The sequence below is a fragment of the Parageobacillus galactosidasius genome, from assembly GCF_002217735.1.
GTDB classification, from domain to species: domain Bacteria; phylum Bacillota; class Bacilli; order Bacillales; family Anoxybacillaceae; genus Parageobacillus_B; species Parageobacillus_B toebii.
The window spans coordinates 537,654-559,691 of sequence record NZ_NDYL01000002.1 but is presented as its reverse complement, the minus strand read 5'-3'; the positions used below and the strand labels follow the sequence as shown (position 1 = coordinate 559,691).

Genomic DNA, 22,038 nt, shown 5'->3' with positions numbered 1-22,038 from the left:
ATACATACCAAGTCCTTATTTTTGTTCCAAATCGCATTCATGCAACGGAACGATTTTTGTTTTTTTCACAAACTTATACCCGAGCCAGACGATAATAAAGAGCGGCAGGCCGATGTACGAAACAAGAACCCCATACCAGTCGATCGTTCCGCCAATAAAAGCCGGGTAGTTTTGTCCTAAAATAACAATGGTGCAAACAATAAATGCAAAAATAGGACCGAACGGGAACCATTTCGCTTTATACGGTAAATCATCGAGGCTTTTCCCTTGAGCAATATACGCTTTACGGAATCGATAATGGCTGATCGCGATCCCGAGCCATGCAATAAACCCTGACATTCCGGAAGCGTTCAATAGCCATGTATAAACGACACCATCGCCAAAGAAAGAAGCTAAAAAAGCAAGCGTTCCTATTGATGAAGTGACAATAAGAGCATTGACTGGAACTCCACGTTTATCCAGTTTCGCTAAAAATTTTGGCGCTTTCCCTTCACGGGCTAAATCCCAAAGCATGCGGGTAGACGCGTACATGCCGGAGTTGCCTGCCGATAATACAGCAGTTAAAATGACGGCGTTCATTACCGAAGCGGCAAAGGCAATTCCAGCTTTATCGAATACAAGTGTAAACGGGCTAACTGTAACATCGCCGTTGGCAAGTCTTTCGTCTGTATAAGGGATTAACAAGCCGATTGCCAAAATAGCTAATACATAGAATAACAAGATGCGCCAAAACACCCGGCGAATGGCGCGGGGAATGCTGTGTTCCGGATCTTCTGTTTCTCCAGCAGCGACCCCTAACAATTCCGTTCCCTGAAAGGAAAATCCCGCCGCCATAAAGATTCCTAACATGGCCATAAAGCCGCCGTGAAACGGGGCATCTCCAATGGTAAAGTTTTTAAAGCCAATCGCTTCACCGCCCATGATTCCGAAAATCATCAGGAAGCTGACAATTAAAAACACGATGACAGTTGCCACTTTAATGAGGGAAAACCAATATTCCGCTTCTCCGAATCCTTTTACCGATAAGTAATTTAAAAGAAACATAATGCTTAAGCAAAGCGCGCTCCATAAAAGCGATGGGCTATGTGGAAACCAAAATTTCATAATCATCGTGACCGCAGATAGTTCCGCGGCGATCGTAATCGCCCAGTTGTACCAATAATTCCATCCTAATGCAAACCCTAATGCAGGATCAACGAATTTCGTTGCATATGTGCTAAAAGATCCAGAAACAGGCATGTATGCCGCCATTTCCGCAAGGCTTGTCATTAAAAAGTACACCATAATGCCAATGGCTATATATGCCGCAAGTGCTCCACCGGGTCCTGCCGTATGCACTGCTCCGCCGCTTGCCAAAAATAAACCTGTACCGATTGTTCCTCCGAGGGAAATCATCGTTAAATGGCGTGTTTTTAGTTTTCGCCGCAATCCGCTCTCAGAAAGGGAAGCTGAAGAAGGAGCAACCATTGTTTTTGTTGCTGTTTTCATTAATGAACCACTCCCTTATTATTTACAAATATTATGCTAAAAATCTGAAAATTATTAATTTTTATTAATAGGATGTTCTGTGACATCCATATAATAAAAAAAGCCGTCGAAGGAGATTCGACGGCAGTGTTGAGATAACTGCATACATCAACTCTCCCATGAAGATAGCGCTCCATACCCGCAAATTCATGCGGGTATGACAGTGTTGCCCCTATTCGGTGACAACCCCAGCCTGAGCACCCAGAGAAATGCCCAGACTTCGGCAGCTTTTCCTTTCCGGTAAAGTCGTTGACGTGCTCTGCGTCTCGTTTACCGTACTCATAAAAGCTGCGACCTCTACTTCAATGGTTGAATGAGCGGCATATTCAATTATATTAATATACCTTTATTCTAATCTATTGTTGTAATTATAGCAATAGAAAATTAGAAATAAGAGACAAGTCTTTGAAATTGTTACCATATAATAACTATATCGATGTTTTTTCGATAGCGCACCAATTTTGATTGAAGTAAGCTGTAAAGAACAATGGGGTGGCGCTCTGATGTTAAAAAAAATGACTATTACTATTATTGGAAGTATGTTTCTTGCAATCGGGATTAATGTTTTTTTAGTTCCCCATCATTTGTTAGATGGGGGGATTATTGGAATTAGTTTAATCATCAAATATATTTGGCATGTAAAAGTAGGATTAACGATGGTTTTATTAAGTATTCCCCTTTATATTATGGCTTGGTTTTACTATCGCCCGTTTTTTTATAATAGCCTTCATGGTTTACTGTTTTCCTCATTGATGATTGATATATTTTCCGTGCTGCGCGGCATCATTATGCTTGATCCAATGATCAGTTCCATTATTGGCGGAGTTTTAGTCGGCATCGGAATCGGCATCATGTTGCGGGAGGAGACGAGCACGGGAGGGACGGATTTATTAGCACAATTTATTGCGAGAATGACGAATTGGAATGTCGGAATTATTATTTTTATGATGGATACGTTTATTATTACGATTGGGAGTTTCATCATTGATTCCACTTCGTTTCTTTATTCGCTTGTTGTAGTAACGATAGTAGGCATCGCGACAACTATGTTAACACAGACAGGCGGATGGAGACACTATGTTATGTAATCTCCACCCGTATCGTTAACGCCAACTGCTTGCCTGCTCTAGTGCGCGATATACATTGATTAAACCATATCCATAATACGGATCTTTTCCATTTTCCCCTAGGTCAGCAGCTGTCTTGATAATGATTTGTTTTACATCATCGTTCGTAAGATGCGGGTTCATTGAACGAATGAGACCAGCTAATGCAGTTACGTGCGGTGCAGCCATGGATGTCCCAGAAAGTGCTGCATATCGATGCTGCGAAAAAGTGCTGGCAATATTTGTTCCTGGTGCTACCACATCTAAATACGTTCCATAATTAGAATAATGTGCGAAAGAAAGATCGGGATTAACAGCACCAACGCTGATGACCTCAGGATATGCCGCCGGAAAGCTAGGCTGTGCGGTGTTATCGTTTCCGGAGGCGGCAACGAGTACGACATCGCGATCATATGCATAACGGATGGCCTCTTCTAATACAGTGGACGGCTGATAATTCCCAAGACTTAAGTTGATGACTTTTGCCCCATGATCTACCGCCCAGCGAATCCCTTTTGCCACGTCAAAGGCAGTTCCATATCCTTCTGAATTTAATGCTTTGATCGGCATAATTGCATTAAACCATGTCATTCCGGCAATACCTTCACCGTTGTTTGGCTGTGAGGCGATGATGCCGGCTACATGCGTACCGTGACCATTATCATCTTCCGGAACGTTATTATTCGCGAGAACGTTATATCCTTTTTGCAGGCGATGAACGAGATCAGGGTGATCTAAATCAACGCCGCTATCAATAATGGCAATGGTGACGCTTTTCTTTCCTCGAGACAACCGCCAGCCTGCTTCGGTGTCGATTGCTGGCAAATTCCATTGATAACGTGAATATAATAAATCATTCGGGATTTCGTTTTGCAAATAAATGTAATTTGGTTCACTGTAGGCAACCGTTGGAATTGATTGAAAGTAATAGCGTAATTCATGATATGTTTTGCTGTTAGAACGAAAGATAAAAAAATGATCAAACTGATTGATCAATTTTCCGGCGATTGCTCGTTCTATTCGTTGGAGCTCTTGTGCTGTAGGAAGCTTTCGAAACCGAACCGTAATTTCATGATTAAAATAATGGCTTTTGTCGCGGCCGTTATGATCGATTTTTATTATTTTCGGGTGGCTGTTTAACTTGTTTTTGATTTTTTTGCCCATTGCTAGACTATTCAATGTAACGACAGTCGGATGGGAACGGGGCGTCGTTGCCACATAAGGGGCTGGTTTCGGTCTTAACTGATTCGTTTCTTCATGGTGGACTGTCGGACGATATGTCGTCACAATTGCTGCAATCATAATAAAAAGAATAGCAATTCCAGCAGTGATAGCGAAAAGAGTTTGTTTATTCATCGATGTGTCACCTCACTAGTTATAGGGTGAGCCAACAGAAAAAAATTATGAAAAAAAGCTGGTCCCATAAAAGGGATCCAGCTTTTTAGTTCATCATTCGCACAAGTTTTTTCGTCAATAATAGCAAAATAAGCCCTAGTCCGATGGTTACACCGCTAATTAAGCTGAAAATTTCTAAATAGCCTAACGACTGCGTAAACGCAGCTAATTGGCCAGCCAACAATTGCGCGACACCAGTTCCCGCTAGCCATACACCCATGAGAAGCGATGCTAATCGAACAGGAGCAAGTTTACTTACCATGGACAATCCAACCGGTGATAAGCAAAGTTCACCGAGCGTGTGAAGGAAGTAAGTGAAAATAATGAATAACAAATTCGCTTTTTCAACAACATGATGTTCGTCGCTTCCTGTTTGTAATACAGCTGGAATTAGTACGGCAAATCCAAGACCAAGTAAAATCATGCCAAGACCCATTTTTGCTGGAATTGGCAAGTCACCACGTTTTGAATTCGAAAGCTTGATCCAGATTTGCGAAACAATTGGTGCCAACACGATAATAAAGAATGGGTTCAGTGATTGGAACCAAGAAGTAGGCATCGTCCAGCCGCCAATCGATTTATCGATGAATTTGTCTGTATACAATGTTAACGAACTTCCCGCTTGTTCAAATCCAGCCCAGAAGAAAATAACAAAGCATGTTAAAATAAAAATAACGGCAACGTTTTGTTTTTCTTGTTTTGTTAAAGGTGTTTTTGTTTTTGTTTCCTTATTTGTTTTCACTGGTGCGCCGGTAGGTTTTTTACCGATATCTCCTAAATAACGATTTCCAAATATATTGAAAATTAATTGTCCAATAATCATACCGATCGCAGCAGCTAAAAATCCGTATTTAAATCCGTAATGGATGACGCCATTGATGTTCGTTGCGAAATATTTTTCCGCTAAATATCCGCATACAAGTGGCGCAAATAATGCTCCCAAGTTAATTCCCATATAGAAAATGGTGAATGCTGCGTCTTTCCGTTTATCGTTTGGAGCATAAAGTTCCCCGACAAGTGTTGAAATATTTGGTTTAAAGAAGCCATTACCGATAATCAATAAAATTAGGCCGATATATAGTCCTGTTTGGTTATTGATGGCAAACAGTACGATGTTACCGAGCGCCATCGTAATACCGCCAATCGTAATCGCCAATCTTCTGCCTAAAACTCGGTCAGACAAATAACCGCCAACGAGCGGGGTGAAATAAACAGCGCCAGTAAAGAATCCATAAATCGTCATTGCGACGCTTGGTTTTATTCCTAATCCGCCGCTGACAAGTTCTGTTGTTAAATAAAGAACAAGGATCGCTCTCATTCCATAATAGCTAAATCGTTCCCAAAGCTCTGTAAAGAATAATAAATAAAGCCCGGGAGGATGCTTCATTTTTGTGCGCTGACTTTGCAGCGTCTGTGTTTCCGGTAATGCACTCATTATATTTCCTCCTTGCTAATATAATGACTTTGTTAATACATTGTTAATTTTAATTTACAAAATATTTATATGTCAATAAAATTATATATAAATAGATAATTCCAAATTTTTAACAAGGTTTTCACCGTTATTTTATACAAAAGATCAAATAAAATACTTTTATTAAAATAATTTTTATTCTATTTTAATAAAATTTAAAAGATTGTATATGTAATAAAGTTTCATAATCAGATAGATGCAAAGGTTTACTCCTCTTTTTTACTGTAATAATATGGGTAATTTCCATTAAAGGGGGCACACTATGCGTGTTACATATTCTTGATGGACGGTGAGAAGGAATGCGCAAAACATCTATCATCGTTATCATTTTCCTTATATTGTTAATCGGTGGAGGATTTTTTTCAACACCAATGTCGAATATGTGTTCTTTCCTGAGGTAGACGATGTAGTGAAATATGAAGCGAATAATCAAACGGGCATGGATATTTGGGGAAAATGGATTAGCGCGGAAACCGGAAAGGAAGAAAAATTATCTGCAGATGGTAAAGAAACGCCTGTTTCTGCTAAACACGGTGCTATTGTTGTTGATAAACAGCTGCTTCAATTAGGACGAGAGGTATTTTATAAAGAAACATTTGGCAATGAGGTGTTTTTGACCGATATTATGGGGATTGTGAACGGACCGTTAACCATGACGAATATCGCCAAGGCGATTATTGCTTTAAAAGGAAAAGGAACGATAAATTTACAAGTCGAGCTGGCAGAAGACATTAAAATTGGTGGCCGAACATACAAAAAAGGGGAAAAAATTGACACAGGCATCGATGTTCCTAAAGGATTCTTTTTGCCGTTAGGGATGCCGGTTATTTGGTGAAGCGGTTTTCTATGCTCCGGATACACCTGTACCAGTTCCAAAAAACGCGAAAGTATTAAAAGTGCCAACAGAACAGTTGGACAAAGAACAAATACGTTTAGCGTTTGCACATGGCGATTCTAAAGGAGGTTATAAAGTGCCTAGCTTAATCGGCCTTTCTTGGAGCGCTCCTTATCTCCATGATGGGGGTGTTGCGGTCGGACCGAACGGGGAGCTCGGTTTAACGGGAACGCTAGGAAAGGGCATTGTGCCCGATGCGCGCAATAGTCTTCGCGCGTTGATTGACAGAACGTTGCGGCAACAAGTGATCCGTGCGAACGTTTCTGATCCACAACTTCGTGCTGTGCATGTAAGCGGTGATGGACATCGTTAAACCGCACCTTGTTATGATACAGGTGCGGTTTTTTTCGTAAGCGGCGGAGTTGCGATCGTCTCGTGAAGATCGCTTTTTTCGTCATAAGAACGGTAAACGATAGGAGCGGAGTTAGAAGAAGAAATGGATATAAATAAAATATGTTCATCGTTTCCCTTCGTCTTCTTTGTTTCCATTGTTAAGACTGCGTTGTCTAAATGTAGGGAGTAAAAGCGATACGTTAGACCGAGCCATGTTTTTTCGGATATCGAAGTGTCAGGATGCTCCCGAATCAGTTGGGCGATATCGGAAAAGGAATGTTTCTCTCGATGCAACCGGTCTATTAGCGCATTCGCCGTTTGTTTCATCCAGTTTTTCCATAACTCGAACATTGCTCTCACCTTTTTATTCAAGTATGCCCCTGCTCCTAACTTGTTTATGCAGGCAGCATGATGGAAAAAGAAGTCATTTGTTTATTCGAGGTACATGTAATTTGCCCGCCGTGATCTTCAATGATTTTTTTGCAAATGTAAAGGCCAATTCCTGTTCCTAATTTTTTGGTTGTAAAAAACGGTTCGAAAATCGTTTGGACCAATTCTTCCGGAATTGCCGGACCATTGTTAGTGATTTTAATATAAACGGACTCGTTCTGACGGAAAGCGTCGATATAAATGCAGCGGGGCTTGTCTTTTTCTTTCACCGCTTCAATGGAATTTAACAAAATGTTGATGAATACTTGGCGAAGCTGATCTTTATAGGCAAAGATATGTATCGATTTGTCGATGTCCATGGATACTTCTACGTCTCCATCGACAATACTTGCATATAAAAATTCAATAATTTCCTCGAATAGACGCAAAAGCGAAAAGGTTTCTTTTTCGCTTTCTATGATTTCTTTTCTTGATGCATGAAGAAATTGCGAAATGCGGAATTTTAATTGCTGAAGTTCATGATCAATAATACCGAGATATGGTAAATCTGGATGTTCGAATTTTAATAATTGGATAAACCCCATAATGGCAGTAAGTGGATTACGAAATTCGTGTACGAAGCTCGATGACATTTGTCCAAGCAGTGTTAAGCGGTCTTTATGGGATTGGGTGATAAATAAATTTTTCTCCCGCAATTCTGCTTCTTTCAACTCAGCATATTTTGTAACGGCATAAAACAAAAATTGATCAAACAAAAGATTGATTTCGTCGATGAGAGGGCGCAATTCTTCCATTGACAATGTTGACTGAAGTGCATACTTCACGACTAATCTTCGTCCAAGATTTGTATTGTAAACAAACTCACCGATATTCATGTTTGTTTCTGCACGTTCTTTTGCAATTTTGTAAGCAAGATGCTCAATATCTTTTCTGCTGGATGCGGGGTCAGCTAACCTTTCTTTGATAAGTTGGAACATCTCTATTCCATTACGTTCTACGTGATCGATATATTTATCGTTATCAGCAATATACATTTGGTTTCGCCAGTAGGAGAGGAAATCGGAAAAATGTTCATCTAAATATGCAACTAATTTTTTTGCTGCAGACGTCAAACAATGTCACCTCGTTTTTTATATTCTTTTGATTCTATTATAAGAAAGGAAGGAAAAGGTAGAATAGAGGTAAAATTACCATAACATTTTTTATTTGATGAATAAATGTGGACAATTTTTCACAAATTTTTCAACATATTTGTTTATAATCAACTTATCAACAAAAGGACAAATGGAGGGCAGCAATGAGAGCGATATGTGTATTGCTAGCAGTGTTAGGAATATTATTCATTCATGGATGTGAACAAGAAACGTTACCTGCCGTTCCAAAGCAGATGGAAGTGTTAATAAGCGTAAATGTGAATGATGAAAGTGTGACATTTTTTGATATTCAAACAGGAAGGAAAGTCGCGGAATGGAAATTGCGGAAACGGATAAAAGGCGCTGTATTGCTTCCAGACGACAGAACGATGTTATTATATGGTAATGAGATGGATCGTGTTTATTTATACGATATGAGGACAGGGGAGGAAAAAAGCGAATGGAAAACAGGAAAAGGAATTGTTGGCGCGCTTGTGTCTAATAAAGGAAATAAAGTCTTTTTGGCAGACGAACGGCAAAAAGCACTTCGGGTATTTGATCTAAAAGGAAAAGAAAAAGCAAAAATCGAAGTAGGGAATAAGCCGCTAACTTTATTACAAAATAAAGCAGGCACAACTATATACGTGATTGATTTCCATAATACCAAAGCGTATGCCGTTGATGTCGACAAACGGCGTGTTATCCGTACGTTTTCTGTTCCAAAGTTTGCGTTTGGCGGCTTGCTTCGTGATGGTCGGCAGGAATTATGGATCGGGGGACACGGAAGCGGTAGTACAGTGGAAACAAACATCCGTATTTATTCTATAAAAACGGGGGCGTTAATAAAACTGATGAAAGCGCCGACAATGCCGGTTGGTTTTGTGGAAACAAACGAAGGAATATTTGCATTAAGTCATGGTTCTAACATATTACGGAAATGGGATGATTCCGGAAATTTGAAGGCATCTGTAACGATAGGAGCGAATCCTTTTATCATGATTGGAGCAAATGAACGGCTATATATCGCTAGCTATGATAGCAATGAAATCTATGTCGTTGACCAGCGTACGATGAAGATAATCGCTCGATGGAAAACAGGGAAAGGTCCATTTCAATTACTCATTCGAAAGGGGAATGACGGTGGAAAAGAAAACGGTCTTAATCGTGGATGATGAAGAAGATATGCGATTTTTAGTCGGGATGTATTTGGAAAATGCTAACTTTTCTTATTTAGAGGCGGAGAATGGAGAAGAGGCGTTACAAATTCTTAAAAACAATAAGGTGGATGTAATTTTAATTGATGTAATGATGCCAAAAATGGATGGATTTACGTTATGCGCCCGCATTCGCGAACAATCCGATGTTCCTATTTTATTTTTAACGGCAAGGGGAGATGAATGGGATAAAGTAAAAGGATTGAAGCTTGGCGGTGATGATTATATTGTGAAACCGTTTAGTCCCGGTGAGCTTATTGCCCGCATCGAAGCGATTATGCGCCGTGCATACCATAACAAACAAAAGAACGAAGATCTGTCGTTCGGGCCGCTCGTGATTGATGAAAGAGGGAGAAAAGTAACGGTGGATGGAGATCCGGTTGTGCTTACGTTAAAAGAATTTGATTTACTTTTATTTTTGGCAAAACATCATGGACAAGTGTTTAGCCGTGAAGAGCTGCTCGCAAAAGTATGGGGATATGATTATACAGGAAATGCAAGAACGGTCGATACGCATATTAAAACATTGCGCATGAAGCTAAAGCAGGCGAGTGATTTTATTCAAACCGTTTGGGGAATCGGATATAAATTTGAGGTGTCGTGAATGCAGCCAAAGTCGATGACGTTAGGGCAAAAAATTTGGTTAATGATTAGCATTGGAGTTCTTTTGACGGTTTCATTTTCTTATTTTTTGTTAAATTATTTTTATCAAAAATTGTATGTCGATAAAGTAGAGCAGACGTTAATGGAAGAAGGAAAACTGCTAGCAGCTGATTATAGGGGCGGTCCGATTACCGATGCGTTCCGCAAACAAGTCGAATGGTATAATGAAAAATCAACGGCGGAAGTACTTTTAGTTAATAATCCTCGCGAATTAAGTGCTTGTTTGCCGTTTGGAGTTGAATATGAATCATTAATTAACGGCGATGATCGATCCAAATTATTGCGCGGTGATACAGTCACGAAAATCGGTTATGAAAAGCGATTTCACCGCAAAATTATGGGGGTGATTGTACCGCTTTTAGATGAGCATCGGTTACAAGGAGCGCTTTATCTTTATATTCCGCTCGCGAGCATTAAAGAATTGACAAAAGATGTCGCTGTCATTTGGCTTCCTCTTGCCACCTTATTTGTGTTTGTCCTTCTTCTTGCCGGAAAGCGAATGGCTCGTCATATCACAGATCCGTTAAAAGAAATGGAAAAAGTAGCATATCATATGTCGCAAGGAGATTATCGGGCGCAAATTCCGGTTCGGGCGAACGACGAAGTTGGCAGGCTTGCCAAAGCGTTTAATGTGATGGCAAAAGCAATTGCTGAAGAAGATATGCGAAAACGCGAATTTTTAGCGAATGTTTCTCACGAATTGCGGACGCCGTTAAGCTATGTGAAAGGATATAGCGAAGCGATATTACAAGGGCTGGTGAAGACAGAAGAAGAGGAAAGAAAATATGTTCAACTCATTCACCGTGAAGCATACCGGATGGAGCGGCTTGTTCGTGACTTGCTTGATTTGGCGCGATTAGAAGGAAATAATGTACCGCTGCAAAAAACACCGCTTGTATTTGCGCAAGTGATCGAAGATACGGTCGCAAAATACGAACCGTTTTTACAAAAAAAACAAATTACACTTAATATGGAATTAGATCACGATATTATTTTGGAAGGAGATGCCGACCGGCTTGAACAAGTGATGCAAAACCTTTTAGATAATGCTGTTCGTTATACCCCAGCCGAGGGAAAGATCCATATACGACTGAAAAAAGTTAGCGATGCGAGTTGTCAACTGATCATTCGTGATTCGGGAAAAGGAGTTCCAAAAGAAAAGCTGCCGCTTCTTGGACAACGATTTTACCGTGTTGATCAAGCACGAACAAGAAAAGAAGGCGGTACGGGATTAGGTTTGGCGATTGTCAAACAAATTATTTCCCTTCATAATGGCACGATATCGTTTTTCAGCGAAGAAGGGAAAGGAATGGAAGTGGTAATTCAGCTTCCGATATACACTGAGTAGCCATCATTGAAAGGAAATGAAAAAAGCCCTATAATCATATAAGAATAATTTTTAATAAAGGTTGGGGATTTACGATGAAGCTATACAACTCTATTTTAGACTTAATCGGCAACACGCCGATTGTCAAATTAAACCGAATTCCTGATCCAAATGGCGCGGATGTGTATATGAAACTAGAGTCGTTTAACCCCGGGGGAAGCGTAAAAGATCGGGCAGCGTTTGAAATGATTCGGCGCGCGGAGCAAGAAGGAAAGATTGTGCCGGGGAAAAGCACCATTATCGAACCGACTTCAGGCAATACCGGAATCGGTTTGGCGATGGTTTGTGCGGCCCGCGGCTACCGTTGCATTATCACGATGCCGGATAATGCGACGGTAGAGCGGGTAAAAATTTTAAAAGCGTACGGGGCGGAAGTATATTTAACGCCGGCGGAAAAACGGATGCAAGGAGCGATTGATAAAGCGAACCAGCTTGCCGCGCAAATCCCGGACAGCTTCATCCCGATGCAGTTTGAAAATCCGGCGAATCCAGATGCGCATCGCCATAGCACGGCACGGGAAATTTTTGAAGCGTTTGGCGGCAAACTTGATGCATTTGTGTTAACAGCCGGTACTGGCGGAACGGTGACAGGGACAGGAGAAGAACTAAAAAAACAAATTCCTCACTTACGAATTTACGTAGTAGAACCATATGGCTCTCCTGTATTATCTGGAGGAAAGCCAGGACCTCATAAAATCCCAGGTACAGGTCCGGGTTTTATTCCGAAAATTTTAAACCGCAATATTTATGATGATATTTTCCTAATTAAAGATGAAGATGCACAAATGATGGCACGCCGTCTTGCTGCAGAAGAAGGCATTCTCGTCGGCGCTTCCGCCGCTGCGAGTGCGTATTATGCGGTTGAGGTGGCCAAACAGCTTCCAAAAGGGGCTCGTGTCCTTTGTATAGCACCGGATTCGGGAGAGCGTTATTTATCATCCGATTTATTTGCGGAGTAACAAAAGGCCCGCTTAGGCGGGTCTTTTGTTTTCTCGCTATTTCCAATTCCTGCAAAAAACATAAAACGCGCAATGAACTATCCCAACGGTCCGTAACAGAACTGGTCTATGCGAATCGGTTTGCGTAAAGACTGCCAATCCGTTCGAACGCAAACAGAAAAATCCACCGCGTATACGAATGAACATAGTTTCAAACCTTTTGTATTTTTCGTACAAAAATGCCGTTTTAACTAATGGTTGCTCACGGTCAAATATGATAAACTAAGTAGAAAAAGGAGGAATGTATAATTGAATTATTCAACAACGTATTCATCTAGTCCCATTGCTAAACTGACAACCACATTTTTTTTAGCATTGGCAGTGGCAACAGGGGGTCTTTACATCGGTCAATGGATTCCAATAGGGATGTATTTGCCGCTTACAATACTTGAGATCATTTTATTAATGGTCATGATGTTTGCCCGCAGCAAAAAAGCGGTCGGCTATCCGCTTATGTACAGCTTTATGCTCGTATCTGGCGCGACGCTATATCCACTCATCGGGCACTACGTTGCCGTTATTGGCGCTGAAGCGGTACTTAAGGCGTTTGCGCTGGCGGTTGTTTCGTTTTCCGGCGTAGCGATTTATGCAGCGAAAACGAAAGAAGATTTTTCGTTTCTTGGCGGTTTTTTAACATTAGGCGCATTTGCGCTGCTTGGCCTTCTCATTATCCAATGGTTCATCCCATTTTCTAGCGTTGGACAAATGGGGATTTCCGCGTTAGGAATTCTCATTTTTCTAGGCTTTACCATTTATGATATCAACCGCCTTTCCCGCCATGGTTTTACGGAAGCGGAAATTCCAATGATTGTTGTTAACATTTATCTTGATTTTATTAACTTGTTTATTTACATTTTGCGCTTTTTTTCCAGTGATGAAGATTGATCGAGCTTTATACAAAAAGGACTGTTTTCCCTGCATGTCAGGGGAACAGTCCTTTTTCATTATAAAAGCATCCTCAACCCAACGACCGTATGGTTCGTTATCCGAATCTCCAGAAGGTGCTTCAATGGATTAAACGTTTGTTCAAATAAGCAGGAATATAGCACTTCGAGCGAGAATTGTAAGCAATAATTGGAAAGGAGGAAAGAAAGAATGAATCGATTTGCCGTTAACGTATCGACAATTTTTACAGAAGTGCCGTTTCTAGAGCGGTTTCAAAAGGCGAGAGAGTGCGGTTTTTCGCTCGTGGAATGCCAATTTCCATACGAATATCCGATCGAACGCATTCGCGATGAGCTTCATCAGAACCAATTGTCTATCGTGTTAATCAATTTGCCGCCAGGAAATTGGGAAAAAGGAGATAGAGGAATCGCGATTTTCCCAGATCGGACGGCCGAGTTTCAGCGTTCCGTGGAAGAAGGAATTCGGTATGCGACCGAGTTGAACGTTCCGTATATCCATTGTATGGCGGGAGTGCTTCCAGCCGATTTAGACAGGCAAAAGGCGAAAGAAACGTACATGCGCCATCTTTATGATGCAGCAAAAGAAATGGCGAACCATTCGTTAACGCTTTTAATTGAACCGATCAATCCGTTTGATATGCCGAATTATTTTTTGGCGAATATTCATGAAGCCGTTTCGATGATTAAAGAAATTGGGATGGCAAACATCAAACTTCAATACGATTTTTATCATATGCAGCGAATTCAAGGAAACTTAGCGGCGACATTTGAAACGTATTTTGAATGGATTGCACATGTGCAAATTGCTGACGTTCCAGGACGGCACGAGCCGGGAACGGGAGAAATTCGCTATGAATATATTTTTCGTCATTTAGAGAAATGTGGATATAAAGGGACGATCGGTCTTGAATATATTCCATCGGGAAAAAGCGAACAAAGTTTTTATTGGCGTACGTTATACGCTTGTCATTGATTTGGAGTGAAAAACAGAAGGGGGAAGTATCGCCGCAATGGAGACGAAGGAAATGAAGGTTGGATTTATTGGCACAGGCGTGATGGGAGCGAGAATGGTAAAACGGCTGCTTGCTGCAGACTATCTAGTTACTGTATACAATCGTTCGATCGAAAAAACAGAACCGTTAGTAAAGCTGGGGGCAAAAAGAGCCGGCACAATTGCGGAGTTGGCGCAGTGTTCGAATGTCATTTGCACATGTTTATCGATGCCGGATGATGTCATCGATGTTTATTTGCAAAAAGGCGGTGTGATCGAAAGCGCGTGGCCGGGTACGATTTGCCTTGATTTTACGACAGTAGGACCGGATACGAGTAGAATGGTCGCAAACGAAGCGGAAGGGAAGGGGATATATTTTCTGGATGCCCCGGTAAGCGGCGGGCCAGAAGGAGCGGAACAAGGTACATTAACGATTATGGTCGGTGGAGTGAAATCTGCTTGGGAGCGAGTATTGCCGCTTCTTAACGTGCTTGGCGAAATGGTGGAATATTTAGGTCCGAGCGGCTCGGGAAGCGTGGCAAAACTAATCAATCAATATCTTGTTGCGGTACATTCTGTTGCCGCTTCAGAGGCGATGGTCGCTGGGACAGCGCTTGGACTAGATGCCGAGCAGCTTTACCGAATTTTGAAAGCGAGCTACGGAGACAGCCGCATGCTTCGCAGGCATATGGAGCAATATGTTTTACCGCGCAAGTTCGAACCAGGCGGAGCGGTAAAATATGTACATAAAGATGCCCGTTTAGCTAATCAGTTGATGGACGCAATTGGGATAAAGCGATTTTTAGGCCAAATTGCGGAAGAGGCGTTTGCTAGTGCGATGGAACAAGGATTATCCGATTTGGATATGTCCGCAGTCATCCAGCCGCTAGAAAAGCGGTGCAATGTGACAGTGAAAAAGAACGAAATGTAAACAGAATTATTCATCAATTTAAAAAATTTATTGAAAAATATGAAAATGGATGGTTTAATAATAATAAAAATTATTGTACAGAGGTTCAGCTTCAGAAATTCATATATTTTTTTTACAAGTTTAAAGAAACGTCGTTTCTTATTACGAAACAACAGGAGGTGCAAAGCGTGCTGCCATTAGAATGGAAAGACGATCTAACAGCGTTTCTATCGGAAAAACAAGTACAGACGGGGGAATATCAGCCACATCCGCTCGGCAACAGCGGCTATGTGACTGTATATCCACAATCAGAAGAGGAAATTTCATCCATTTTACGTTATGCAAACAGCCATGGAAAAAAAGTTTGTATTGTTGGCGGAGGAACAAAGCGAGGGTTTGGCGGACAAGTTGAATGTGTGGATATTTTGCTTTCCTTGGCAAACTATAGCGGCATTGTCGAGCATGCCGCTGCGGATATGACAGTGACGGTCAAATCAGGGACGGTGTTTCAAAAACTGCAAGATTACTTGGCAGAATACCGCCAAAAAGTTGCGATTGACCCTGTGTGGCCGCAATATGCGACGATCGGCGGCGTCATTGCGGCGAACGACAGCGGTCCAAAGCGGCTCGGTTACGGTTCCGCGCGCGATAGTGTCATTGGTTTGCGCACGGTGTATCCGGATGGAACGGTGATTCGTTCCGGAGGGAAAGTCGTTAAAAATGTGGCGGGTTATGATATGAACAAGCTGTTTATCGGTGCGATGGGAACGCTTGGTGTGATATCGGAAATAACGCTGAAACTTCGCCCGCTTCCGAAATATGAAAGCCTCGTATTGCTATCATTTCCATCAGGGAATTTAGAAGAAGTCCGTTCATTTGCGATTCAATTTCTTGATTCAATGATGGAACCAGTCTGTTTCGAGTTATTGAGTCCATCGTTGTCGGAACGGCTCATCGGCCAGCGTGCTTATACGTTGGCGATGGCGTTTGAAGACGTCAAAAGCGCCGTTCATTACCAGGAGGAATTTGTAAAGCGTCTGCAGCCTCCTAATACAGCGATCCGTATTCTTCCACAAGAAGAAGCAAAATCGTTTTGGCAAACGTTTTATACGATCGGTCCGAATGGGGCGATGCCGTATGAGTCAGTCGGAAACGAAATCGAAGCAGCGGTGAAAATCGGTGTCGTGAATTTAGATGTTATTCATATCATTCGTGAAAGCGACTTACTGCAAGAGATCTGTCATGTTCATATAGAGGCGCACGGCGGGCTAGGACATGGACTATGTCAAGTATATATGAAAGGAGAAAGCGAGTCGATCATTGCAGCGATCGAACGGCTGCGGATGGCGGCGACAGGCTTGGGCGGATATGCGATTGTGAAGCATTTGCCGTTTTCACTGCGAAAGCGCGTTGATGTGTGGGGAGAAAAACCATCGTATTTTTTCCTGCTCGATGGAATTAAACGAAAAATCGATCCAAATCGAATATTGAACAATCAACGGTTTGTCGGAGGGATATAAGATGAGTTTGCGAGAAAGTGAGATAAAAAGCGGACCGGCATGTGCGACTGTTAGTCTTGGAAACTATCGTTTTAGTGATCCTCCTGATCCTAGCAAATGGGCTGACTGCGTTCATTGCGGCATGTGCTTAGAATCGTGCCCGACATACGAACAAACTGGTCAAGAACAACATTCGCCGCGCGGACGCGTGCATTTGATGAAATCGGTAGCAGAAGGGAAGTTAGAGATTACAGAAGATTTGATTGATCCCATTTTTATGTGCCTAGATTGTCGGGCTTGCACAACTGCGTGCCCTGCCGATGTCGATGTCGGCGGATTGATTGAAGAAGTACGCGGACAAATCCGGCAAGCGATTCCGCTGACAGGATGGAAAGCGTTTGTCAACAATTTCTTCTTAAAAGGTGTATTTCCGCATCCATCCCGTCTTCATCTGCTCGGGAGTTTGTTAAAGCTATATCAAAAAAGCGGACTGCAGACGATCGCACGCAAGACGAAACTGCTTCACATCATGCCGAAGCATCTAGTGGAGATGGAAGCGATTTTGCCGGAAGCAGGCGTGCCGGTCCGAAAAAAATATAAACATATGAATGTCATTAAAGCAAAAGGAGAAACGAAACATACGGTCGCGCTTTTAACAGGATGCGTCATGGATGTAATGTTCAGCGATATTAACGAGGCGACGATTCGCGTGTTGACACGAAACGGAAACGATGTCGTCATTCCGCAAAATCAAACGTGCTGCGGGGCGCTTCATGTGCATGCAGGGGACCGCGAGATGGGCCGGAAGCTTGCCAAACAAAATATTGAAGCATTTCAACATGCAGACCGCGTGATCGTGAACGCGGCAGGGTGCGGCTCTATGTTAAAGGAATATCCAGAGTTGTTCCGCAACGATCCAGAGTGGCGAGAAAAAGCGGAAGATTTTTCCCGTAAAGTCGAAGATATTTCGAAATATTTGCATGATACGGGGTATGAAAAGCCGAAAGCGGAATTAAATGTGCGCATTACGTACCATGACGCTTGCCATTTGGCGCACGGCCAAGGAATTCGTCAAGAACCGCGCACGATTTTATCGAGCATTCCGGGAGTGGAAATGGTTTCGATGCCAAACGCCGACCGCTGCTGCGGAAGCGCGGGAATTTATAATCTTACCCATCCGGATATGGCAAGCGCCGTATTGGAAAGCAAAATGGAAAACGTTCCAGAAGATGTGGAACTTATTACGATGGGGAATCCCGGATGCATGTTGCAAATGGCGATGGGAGTTTTGAAATACGGCCGAAATCAAAAAGTCGTTCATACCGTACAGCTCCTAGACTGGGCATATCAAAAAGAAGACGGAAAGGAGGTACGTGTATGAGAAAAAAGGGAATACAAACAAATGATCCGCATATTCAAGCGTTAGCTCGCATTGTCGGCGGTGAAAAATCGATTTTGTACAAAAAAGAAGATTTGATTGCCTATGACTGCGATGGATTTACCGTTCACCGCCATTTGCCGAAAGCGGTTGTGTTCCCGAAAAATACGGAAGAAGTCGCTGCCATTGTGAAATATTGTCATGAGCATGATTTGCCGTTTCTTGCCCGTGGGGCAGGGACGGGATTAAGCGGCGGCGCGATTCCGTTAAACGGGGAAGTGATCATTAGCTTAGTCCGGATGAAACGGCTCATTAGCGTCGATTTAGAAAACCGCCGCGCGGTTGTCGAGCCCGGATTTGTCAACTTAAAATTAACCAACTCCATTTCCGACAGAGGATACTATTATGCTCCAGATCCATCGAGTCAATATTGCTGCACGATTGGCGGAAATGTTGCCGAAAACGCCGGCGGTGCGCATTGTCTAAAATATGGCGTCACGACCAACCACATTTTAGGGCTCGAAGTCGTACTTCCGAACGGAGAAATTATCGAAATCGGCGAAAACGGCATTCCTGATCCGCCGGGATATGACTTATTAGGATTGTTGACCGGTTCGGAAGGGACGTTAGGGATTGTCACAAAAATAACGGTACGCATTTTAAAGAATCCGGAAGCGAAACAGACGGTGCTCGCTTATTTTGACCGCGTGGAGGATGCAAGTCAAGCCGTTTCCGACATCATCGCTGCGGGAATGGTTCCGGCAGCGCTGGAGATGATGGATCAAACGGCGATCGAAGGAGTGGAGGCGGCTGCTTTTCCAGTGGGGCATCCGAAAGATATTGAGGCGCTTCTTTTGATTGAAGTCGACGGCATTTCTGCAGGAATTCCCGAACAAATCGAAGAGATTTTGCGCATTTGCCGAAACCGAAATGTCCGGGAAGTAAAAGTGGCGCAAACAGAAGAAGAGCGGGCGCGCTGGTGGGCGAACCGGAAAACGGGATTTGGCGCGATGGGCGCGATTTCTCCAGATTATTTAGTGCAAGATGGAGTCATCCCGCGCAGCAAGCTGCCAGAAGTGTTAAAAAACATTCAAGAAATCAGCAAAAAGTATGGGTTGCGCATCGCGAATATCTTCCATGCCGGCGATGGAAATCTTCATCCGCTCGTTTTGTTTGATGCAAGCAAACCAGGAGAAACAGAAAAAGCGCTTGCTGCGGGAAGTGAATGCTTGCAAGCATGCGCAGCCGTCGGCGGATCGATTACAGGAGAACATGGGGTTGGCATTGAAAAGAAAGAAGAGATGCGCTTTATTTTTAGCGATGAAGAAATTCTCGCGCAAACCGACATTCGCGACGTGTTTAATCCAAAAAACTTATTAAACGCAGGAAAGCTGTTCCCGACACCGGGGCGGTGCGTTGAGGTAAAAAAGGAGAAAAAACAAAAACAATTGTTATAAAATGAGTGAAAATTGTTGAAATATATTTTGCTCCATGCTATGATTTTTTTAAATAATTTTAGAACATCGTTTCGTAATAAGAAACGAATAAGTTTGATATGGAGGAGAGGGAAAATGGGGGAATACGTAAAAGTAGGAAATCTTCAAGTGGCAAAACTATTTTATGAGTTTATGAACGATGAGGTACTTCCGGGAAGTGAAGTGAACAAAGAAAAGTTTTGGAAAGACTTTGAAACGCTTATTGTTGATTTAACGCCGAAAAACAAAGCGCTTCTTGCGCGGCGCGATGAGCTTCAAGCAAAAATCAATGAATGGCATAAAGAGCATCGCGGCAATTTTGATATGGAAAAATATAAAGCATTTTTAACAGATATCGGTTATTTAGAGCCAGAAGTGGATGATTTCGAGATTACGACAGAAGGAGTAGACGAGGAAATTGCCGTTCAAGCGGGTCCGCAATTAGTCGTTCCGCTTACGAACGCGCGTTACGCGTTAAATGCGGCAAACGCCCGCTGGGGAAGCCTTTACGATGCCTTATATGGAACGGACGCAATCAGTGAAGAAGATGGCGCGGAACGCGGCGATTCCTACAATCCGGTCCGCGGGGCAAAAGTGATTGCCTATGCGCGCGAGTTTCTCGATCAAGCAGTACCATTGAAAGAATATTCTCATAAAGATGTCGTACAATATACGATAGTGGATGGAAAACTAGCGGCGTCCGTTGAAGGCGGGATCACAACAACGCTAAAAGAGGAAGAAAAATTTGTTGGCTTCCAAGGAAATCCGGAAAATCCGACAGCAATCTTGTTAAAAAATAACGGTCTTCACATTGAAATTCAAATCGACCGCAACCATCCTGTCGGGAAAACGGATAAAGCAGGGGTAAAAGATATTTATTTAGAAGCGGCCGTTACGACCATTATGGATGGTGAAGACTCGGTAGCAGCGGTAGATGCAGAAGATAAAGTGCTCGTATACCGCAATTTGCTCGGCCTTGTCAAAGGGGATTTGACGTCTACGTTTACGAAAGGCGGAAAAACGATTACACGTGCGCTTAACCCGGACCGCGTTTATCGAACAACAGATGGCAAAGAAATTACGCTGCCGGGCCGTTCGCTTATGTTCGTCCGCAACGTTGGCCATTTAATGACGAACAACACGATTTTGGACGCAAACGGCGAAGAAGTATATGAAGGAATTATGGATGCGGTCGTGACAAGTTTAATTATGAAACATTCTCTTCTTGGCAACACCCGTTACTTAAATTCTCGCAAAGGCTCGATCTATATCGTAAAACCAAAAATGCATGGTTCGGAAGAGGTCGCGTTCGCAAATGAGTTATTTGACCGCGTTGAAGATATGCTTGGATTGAAACGCAACACGATTAAAATCGGTGTCATGGACGAAGAACGCCGCACGACATTGAACTTGAAAAACTGCATTTATCAAGTTAGAGATCGCATCATCTTTATTAACACAGGCTTTTTAGATCGGACAGGGGATGAAATCCATACGTCAATGGAAGCCGGTCCGATGATTCGCAAAAATGACATGAAAACATCGGTATGGCTGCAAGCTTATGAAAAATCGAATGTAACGATCGGCTTAGCTGCTGGATTCCAAGGGCGCGCCCAAATTGGAAAAGGAATGTGGGCAATGCCGGATATGATGGCGGAAATGCTGAAGCAAAAAGGCGGACAGCTAAAAGCAGGCGCGAATACGGCATGGGTGCCTTCGCCGACAGCCGCGACGCTTCATGCGCTGCATTATCATCAAGTTAATGTGGCAGAAGTACAAAATGAATTGCGAAAAGAACGGAAAGATTACCGTGATGAAATTTTACAAATCCCAGTCGCTGTAAATCCACAATGGACGCCGGAAGAAATTCAAGAAGAGCTGGATAACAACTGCCAAGGCATACTCGGCTATGTGGTGCGCTGGATCGATCAAGGTATCGGATGTTCGAAAGTGCCGGATATTAATAATATCGGGTTAATGGAAGACCGCGCGACATTGCGAATTTCCAGCCAGCATATTGCAAACTGGCTCCATCACGGCATTTGCACGAAAGAACAAGTATTAGAAACATTAAAACGTATGGCGAAAGTCGTTGACGAACAAAACGCTGGCGATCCGAACTATCGTCCAATGGCTCCGGACTATGACAACTCGGTTGCATTCCAAGCAGCGTGCGATTTAATATTTAAAGGTTATGAACAGCCTAACGGTTATACGGAGCCGATTTTGCATCGCCGTCGTTTAGAAGCGAAAGCAAAATATGCAGCTGTTCAACAATAAAAATATGTTGAACAAGGGCATTTTCATCTGGATGAATGCCCTTGTTCATAAATATCATTAAATTATTCTAAAAATTCAAAAAATA

17 protein-coding genes, 1 pseudogene and 1 riboswitch are annotated in these 22,038 nt (G+C 42.6%); of the genes and pseudogenes, 13 read left to right on the top strand and 5 right to left on the bottom strand.

The genetic code is table 11. From position 1 onward, the window contains the following. Nucleotides 1-15: 15 nt before the first annotated feature. Complete coding sequence (locus B9L23_RS12220; RefSeq protein ID WP_015864101.1) at nt 16-1,488, bottom strand: amino acid permease; 1,473 nt, start codon at nt 1,486-1,488, stop codon at nt 16-18. Between the two features lie 157 nt (nt 1,489-1,645). Continuing rightward, nucleotides 1,646-1,835: riboswitch (Lysine riboswitch) on the bottom strand. Between the two features lie 195 nt (nt 1,836-2,030). Here B9L23_RS12220 and B9L23_RS12215 point away from each other — a divergent pair. After that, nucleotides 2,031-2,615: a YitT family protein gene (locus B9L23_RS12215; protein WP_089097742.1), complete on the top strand. Its 585-nt coding sequence runs from the start codon at nt 2,031-2,033 to the stop codon at nt 2,613-2,615. A 15-nt stretch (nt 2,616-2,630) separates the two neighbouring features. Here the strand turns inward: B9L23_RS12215 and B9L23_RS12210 are convergent, their stop codons facing one another. Both B9L23_RS12210 and B9L23_RS12205 read right to left on the bottom strand, forming a co-directional pair. Continuing rightward, nucleotides 2,631-3,989 carry a S8 family peptidase gene (locus tag B9L23_RS12210; protein ID WP_089097741.1) on the bottom strand — a complete coding sequence of 453 codons (1,359 nt, stop codon included), beginning with the start codon at nt 3,987-3,989 and terminating at the stop codon, nt 2,631-2,633. Nucleotides 3,990-4,074: 85 nt separating this feature from the next. Continuing rightward, nucleotides 4,075-5,463, bottom strand: a complete 1,389-nt coding sequence (locus tag B9L23_RS12205; RefSeq protein ID WP_081188849.1) for a peptide MFS transporter — start codon at nt 5,461-5,463, stop codon at nt 4,075-4,077. A gap of 338 nt (nt 5,464-5,801) precedes the next feature. Here B9L23_RS12205 and B9L23_RS12200 point away from each other — a divergent pair. Next, nucleotides 5,802-6,707, top strand: a pseudogene (locus tag B9L23_RS12200) (electron transport protein); the annotation flags it as partial. A 14-nt stretch (nt 6,708-6,721) separates the two neighbouring features. Here the strand turns inward: B9L23_RS12200 and B9L23_RS12195 are convergent. After that, nucleotides 6,722-7,081, bottom strand: a complete 360-nt coding sequence (locus B9L23_RS12195) for a hypothetical protein (RefSeq protein ID WP_081189931.1) — start codon at nt 7,079-7,081, stop codon at nt 6,722-6,724. Nucleotides 7,082-7,125: 44 nt separating this feature from the next. Next, entirely contained in the window at nt 7,126-8,232 is a 1,107-nt protein-coding gene (locus B9L23_RS12190) for a histidine kinase N-terminal domain-containing protein (RefSeq protein WP_062756027.1), read from the bottom strand. A gap of 185 nt (nt 8,233-8,417) precedes the next feature. Between B9L23_RS12190 and B9L23_RS12185 the strand changes: the two genes are divergently transcribed. From B9L23_RS12185 to B9L23_RS12135, 11 genes are all read left to right on the top strand, one after another. Further along, on the top strand, nt 8,418-9,425 hold the full coding sequence (locus B9L23_RS12185) for a YncE family protein (protein ID WP_089097740.1): 1,008 nt from the start codon (nt 8,418-8,420) through the stop codon (nt 9,423-9,425). Continuing rightward, complete coding sequence (locus B9L23_RS12180) at nt 9,394-10,071, top strand: response regulator transcription factor (protein WP_073968026.1); 678 nt, start codon at nt 9,394-9,396, stop codon at nt 10,069-10,071. Before B9L23_RS12185 ends, B9L23_RS12180 begins: the two co-directional genes overlap by 32 nt. Beyond that, nucleotides 10,072-11,478 (top strand): sensor histidine kinase, encoded by a 1,407-nt coding sequence (locus tag B9L23_RS12175; protein WP_089097739.1) that lies wholly within the window; start codon nt 10,072-10,074, stop codon nt 11,476-11,478. A 74-nt stretch (nt 11,479-11,552) separates the two neighbouring features. Then, the gene (gene cysK / locus B9L23_RS12170) at nt 11,553-12,476 is read left to right on the top strand and encodes a cysteine synthase A (RefSeq protein ID WP_062677390.1); all 924 of its coding nucleotides are present in this window, start codon (nt 11,553-11,555) and stop codon (nt 12,474-12,476) included. A gap of 288 nt (nt 12,477-12,764) precedes the next feature. Continuing rightward, nucleotides 12,765-13,400, top strand: a complete 636-nt coding sequence (locus tag B9L23_RS12165; RefSeq protein ID WP_089097738.1) for a Bax inhibitor-1/YccA family protein — start codon at nt 12,765-12,767, stop codon at nt 13,398-13,400. A 210-nt stretch (nt 13,401-13,610) separates the two neighbouring features. Beyond that, nucleotides 13,611-14,393: a hydroxypyruvate isomerase family protein gene (locus B9L23_RS12160; RefSeq protein ID WP_081189221.1), complete on the top strand. Its 783-nt coding sequence runs from the start codon at nt 13,611-13,613 to the stop codon at nt 14,391-14,393. A gap of 37 nt (nt 14,394-14,430) precedes the next feature. Beyond that, nucleotides 14,431-15,342, top strand: coding sequence for an NAD(P)-dependent oxidoreductase (locus tag B9L23_RS12155; protein WP_073968025.1), 912 nt, complete (start codon nt 14,431-14,433; stop codon nt 15,340-15,342). Nucleotides 15,343-15,509: 167 nt separating this feature from the next. Continuing rightward, nucleotides 15,510-16,841: an FAD-binding oxidoreductase gene (locus tag B9L23_RS12150; RefSeq protein ID WP_089098318.1), complete on the top strand. Its 1,332-nt coding sequence runs from the start codon at nt 15,510-15,512 to the stop codon at nt 16,839-16,841. Nucleotide 16,842: 1 nt separating this feature from the next. After that, nucleotides 16,843-18,201, top strand: a complete 1,359-nt coding sequence (locus tag B9L23_RS12145) for a (Fe-S)-binding protein (RefSeq protein ID WP_062756015.1) — start codon at nt 16,843-16,845, stop codon at nt 18,199-18,201. After that, nucleotides 18,198-19,655, top strand: coding sequence for an FAD-binding oxidoreductase (locus B9L23_RS12140; protein WP_081189218.1), 1,458 nt, complete (start codon nt 18,198-18,200; stop codon nt 19,653-19,655). Before B9L23_RS12145 ends, B9L23_RS12140 begins: the two co-directional genes overlap by 4 nt. Before the next feature lie 114 nt (nt 19,656-19,769). Then, nucleotides 19,770-21,953, top strand: coding sequence for a malate synthase G (locus tag B9L23_RS12135; RefSeq protein ID WP_062756012.1), 2,184 nt, complete (start codon nt 19,770-19,772; stop codon nt 21,951-21,953). The last annotated feature ends 85 nt before the right edge of the window (nt 21,954-22,038 follow it).

Coding starts and splice junctions, on each gene's coding strand:
- B9L23_RS12220 (WP_015864101.1), bottom strand. CDS start 1,488: ATGAAAACAGCAACAAAAACAATGGTTGCTCCTTCTTCAGCTTCCCTT.
- B9L23_RS12215 (WP_089097742.1), top strand. CDS start 2,031: ATGTTAAAAAAAATGACTATTACTATTATTGGAAGTATGTTTCTTGCA.
- B9L23_RS12210 (WP_089097741.1), bottom strand. CDS start 3,989: ATGAATAAACAAACTCTTTTCGCTATCACTGCTGGAATTGCTATTCTT.
- B9L23_RS12205 (WP_081188849.1), bottom strand. CDS start 5,463: ATGAGTGCATTACCGGAAACACAGACGCTGCAAAGTCAGCGCACAAAA.
- B9L23_RS12195 (WP_081189931.1), bottom strand. CDS start 7,081: ATGTTCGAGTTATGGAAAAACTGGATGAAACAAACGGCGAATGCGCTA.
- B9L23_RS12185 (WP_089097740.1), top strand. CDS start 8,418: ATGAGAGCGATATGTGTATTGCTAGCAGTGTTAGGAATATTATTCATT.
- B9L23_RS12175 (WP_089097739.1), top strand. CDS start 10,072: ATGCAGCCAAAGTCGATGACGTTAGGGCAAAAAATTTGGTTAATGATT.
- cysK (WP_062677390.1), top strand. CDS start 11,553: ATGAAGCTATACAACTCTATTTTAGACTTAATCGGCAACACGCCGATT.
- B9L23_RS12160 (WP_081189221.1), top strand. CDS start 13,611: ATGAATCGATTTGCCGTTAACGTATCGACAATTTTTACAGAAGTGCCG.
- B9L23_RS12155 (WP_073968025.1), top strand. CDS start 14,431: ATGGAGACGAAGGAAATGAAGGTTGGATTTATTGGCACAGGCGTGATG.
- B9L23_RS12145 (WP_062756015.1), top strand. CDS start 16,843: ATGAGTTTGCGAGAAAGTGAGATAAAAAGCGGACCGGCATGTGCGACT.
- B9L23_RS12140 (WP_081189218.1), top strand. CDS start 18,198: ATGAGAAAAAAGGGAATACAAACAAATGATCCGCATATTCAAGCGTTA.
- B9L23_RS12135 (WP_062756012.1), top strand. CDS start 19,770: ATGGGGGAATACGTAAAAGTAGGAAATCTTCAAGTGGCAAAACTATTT.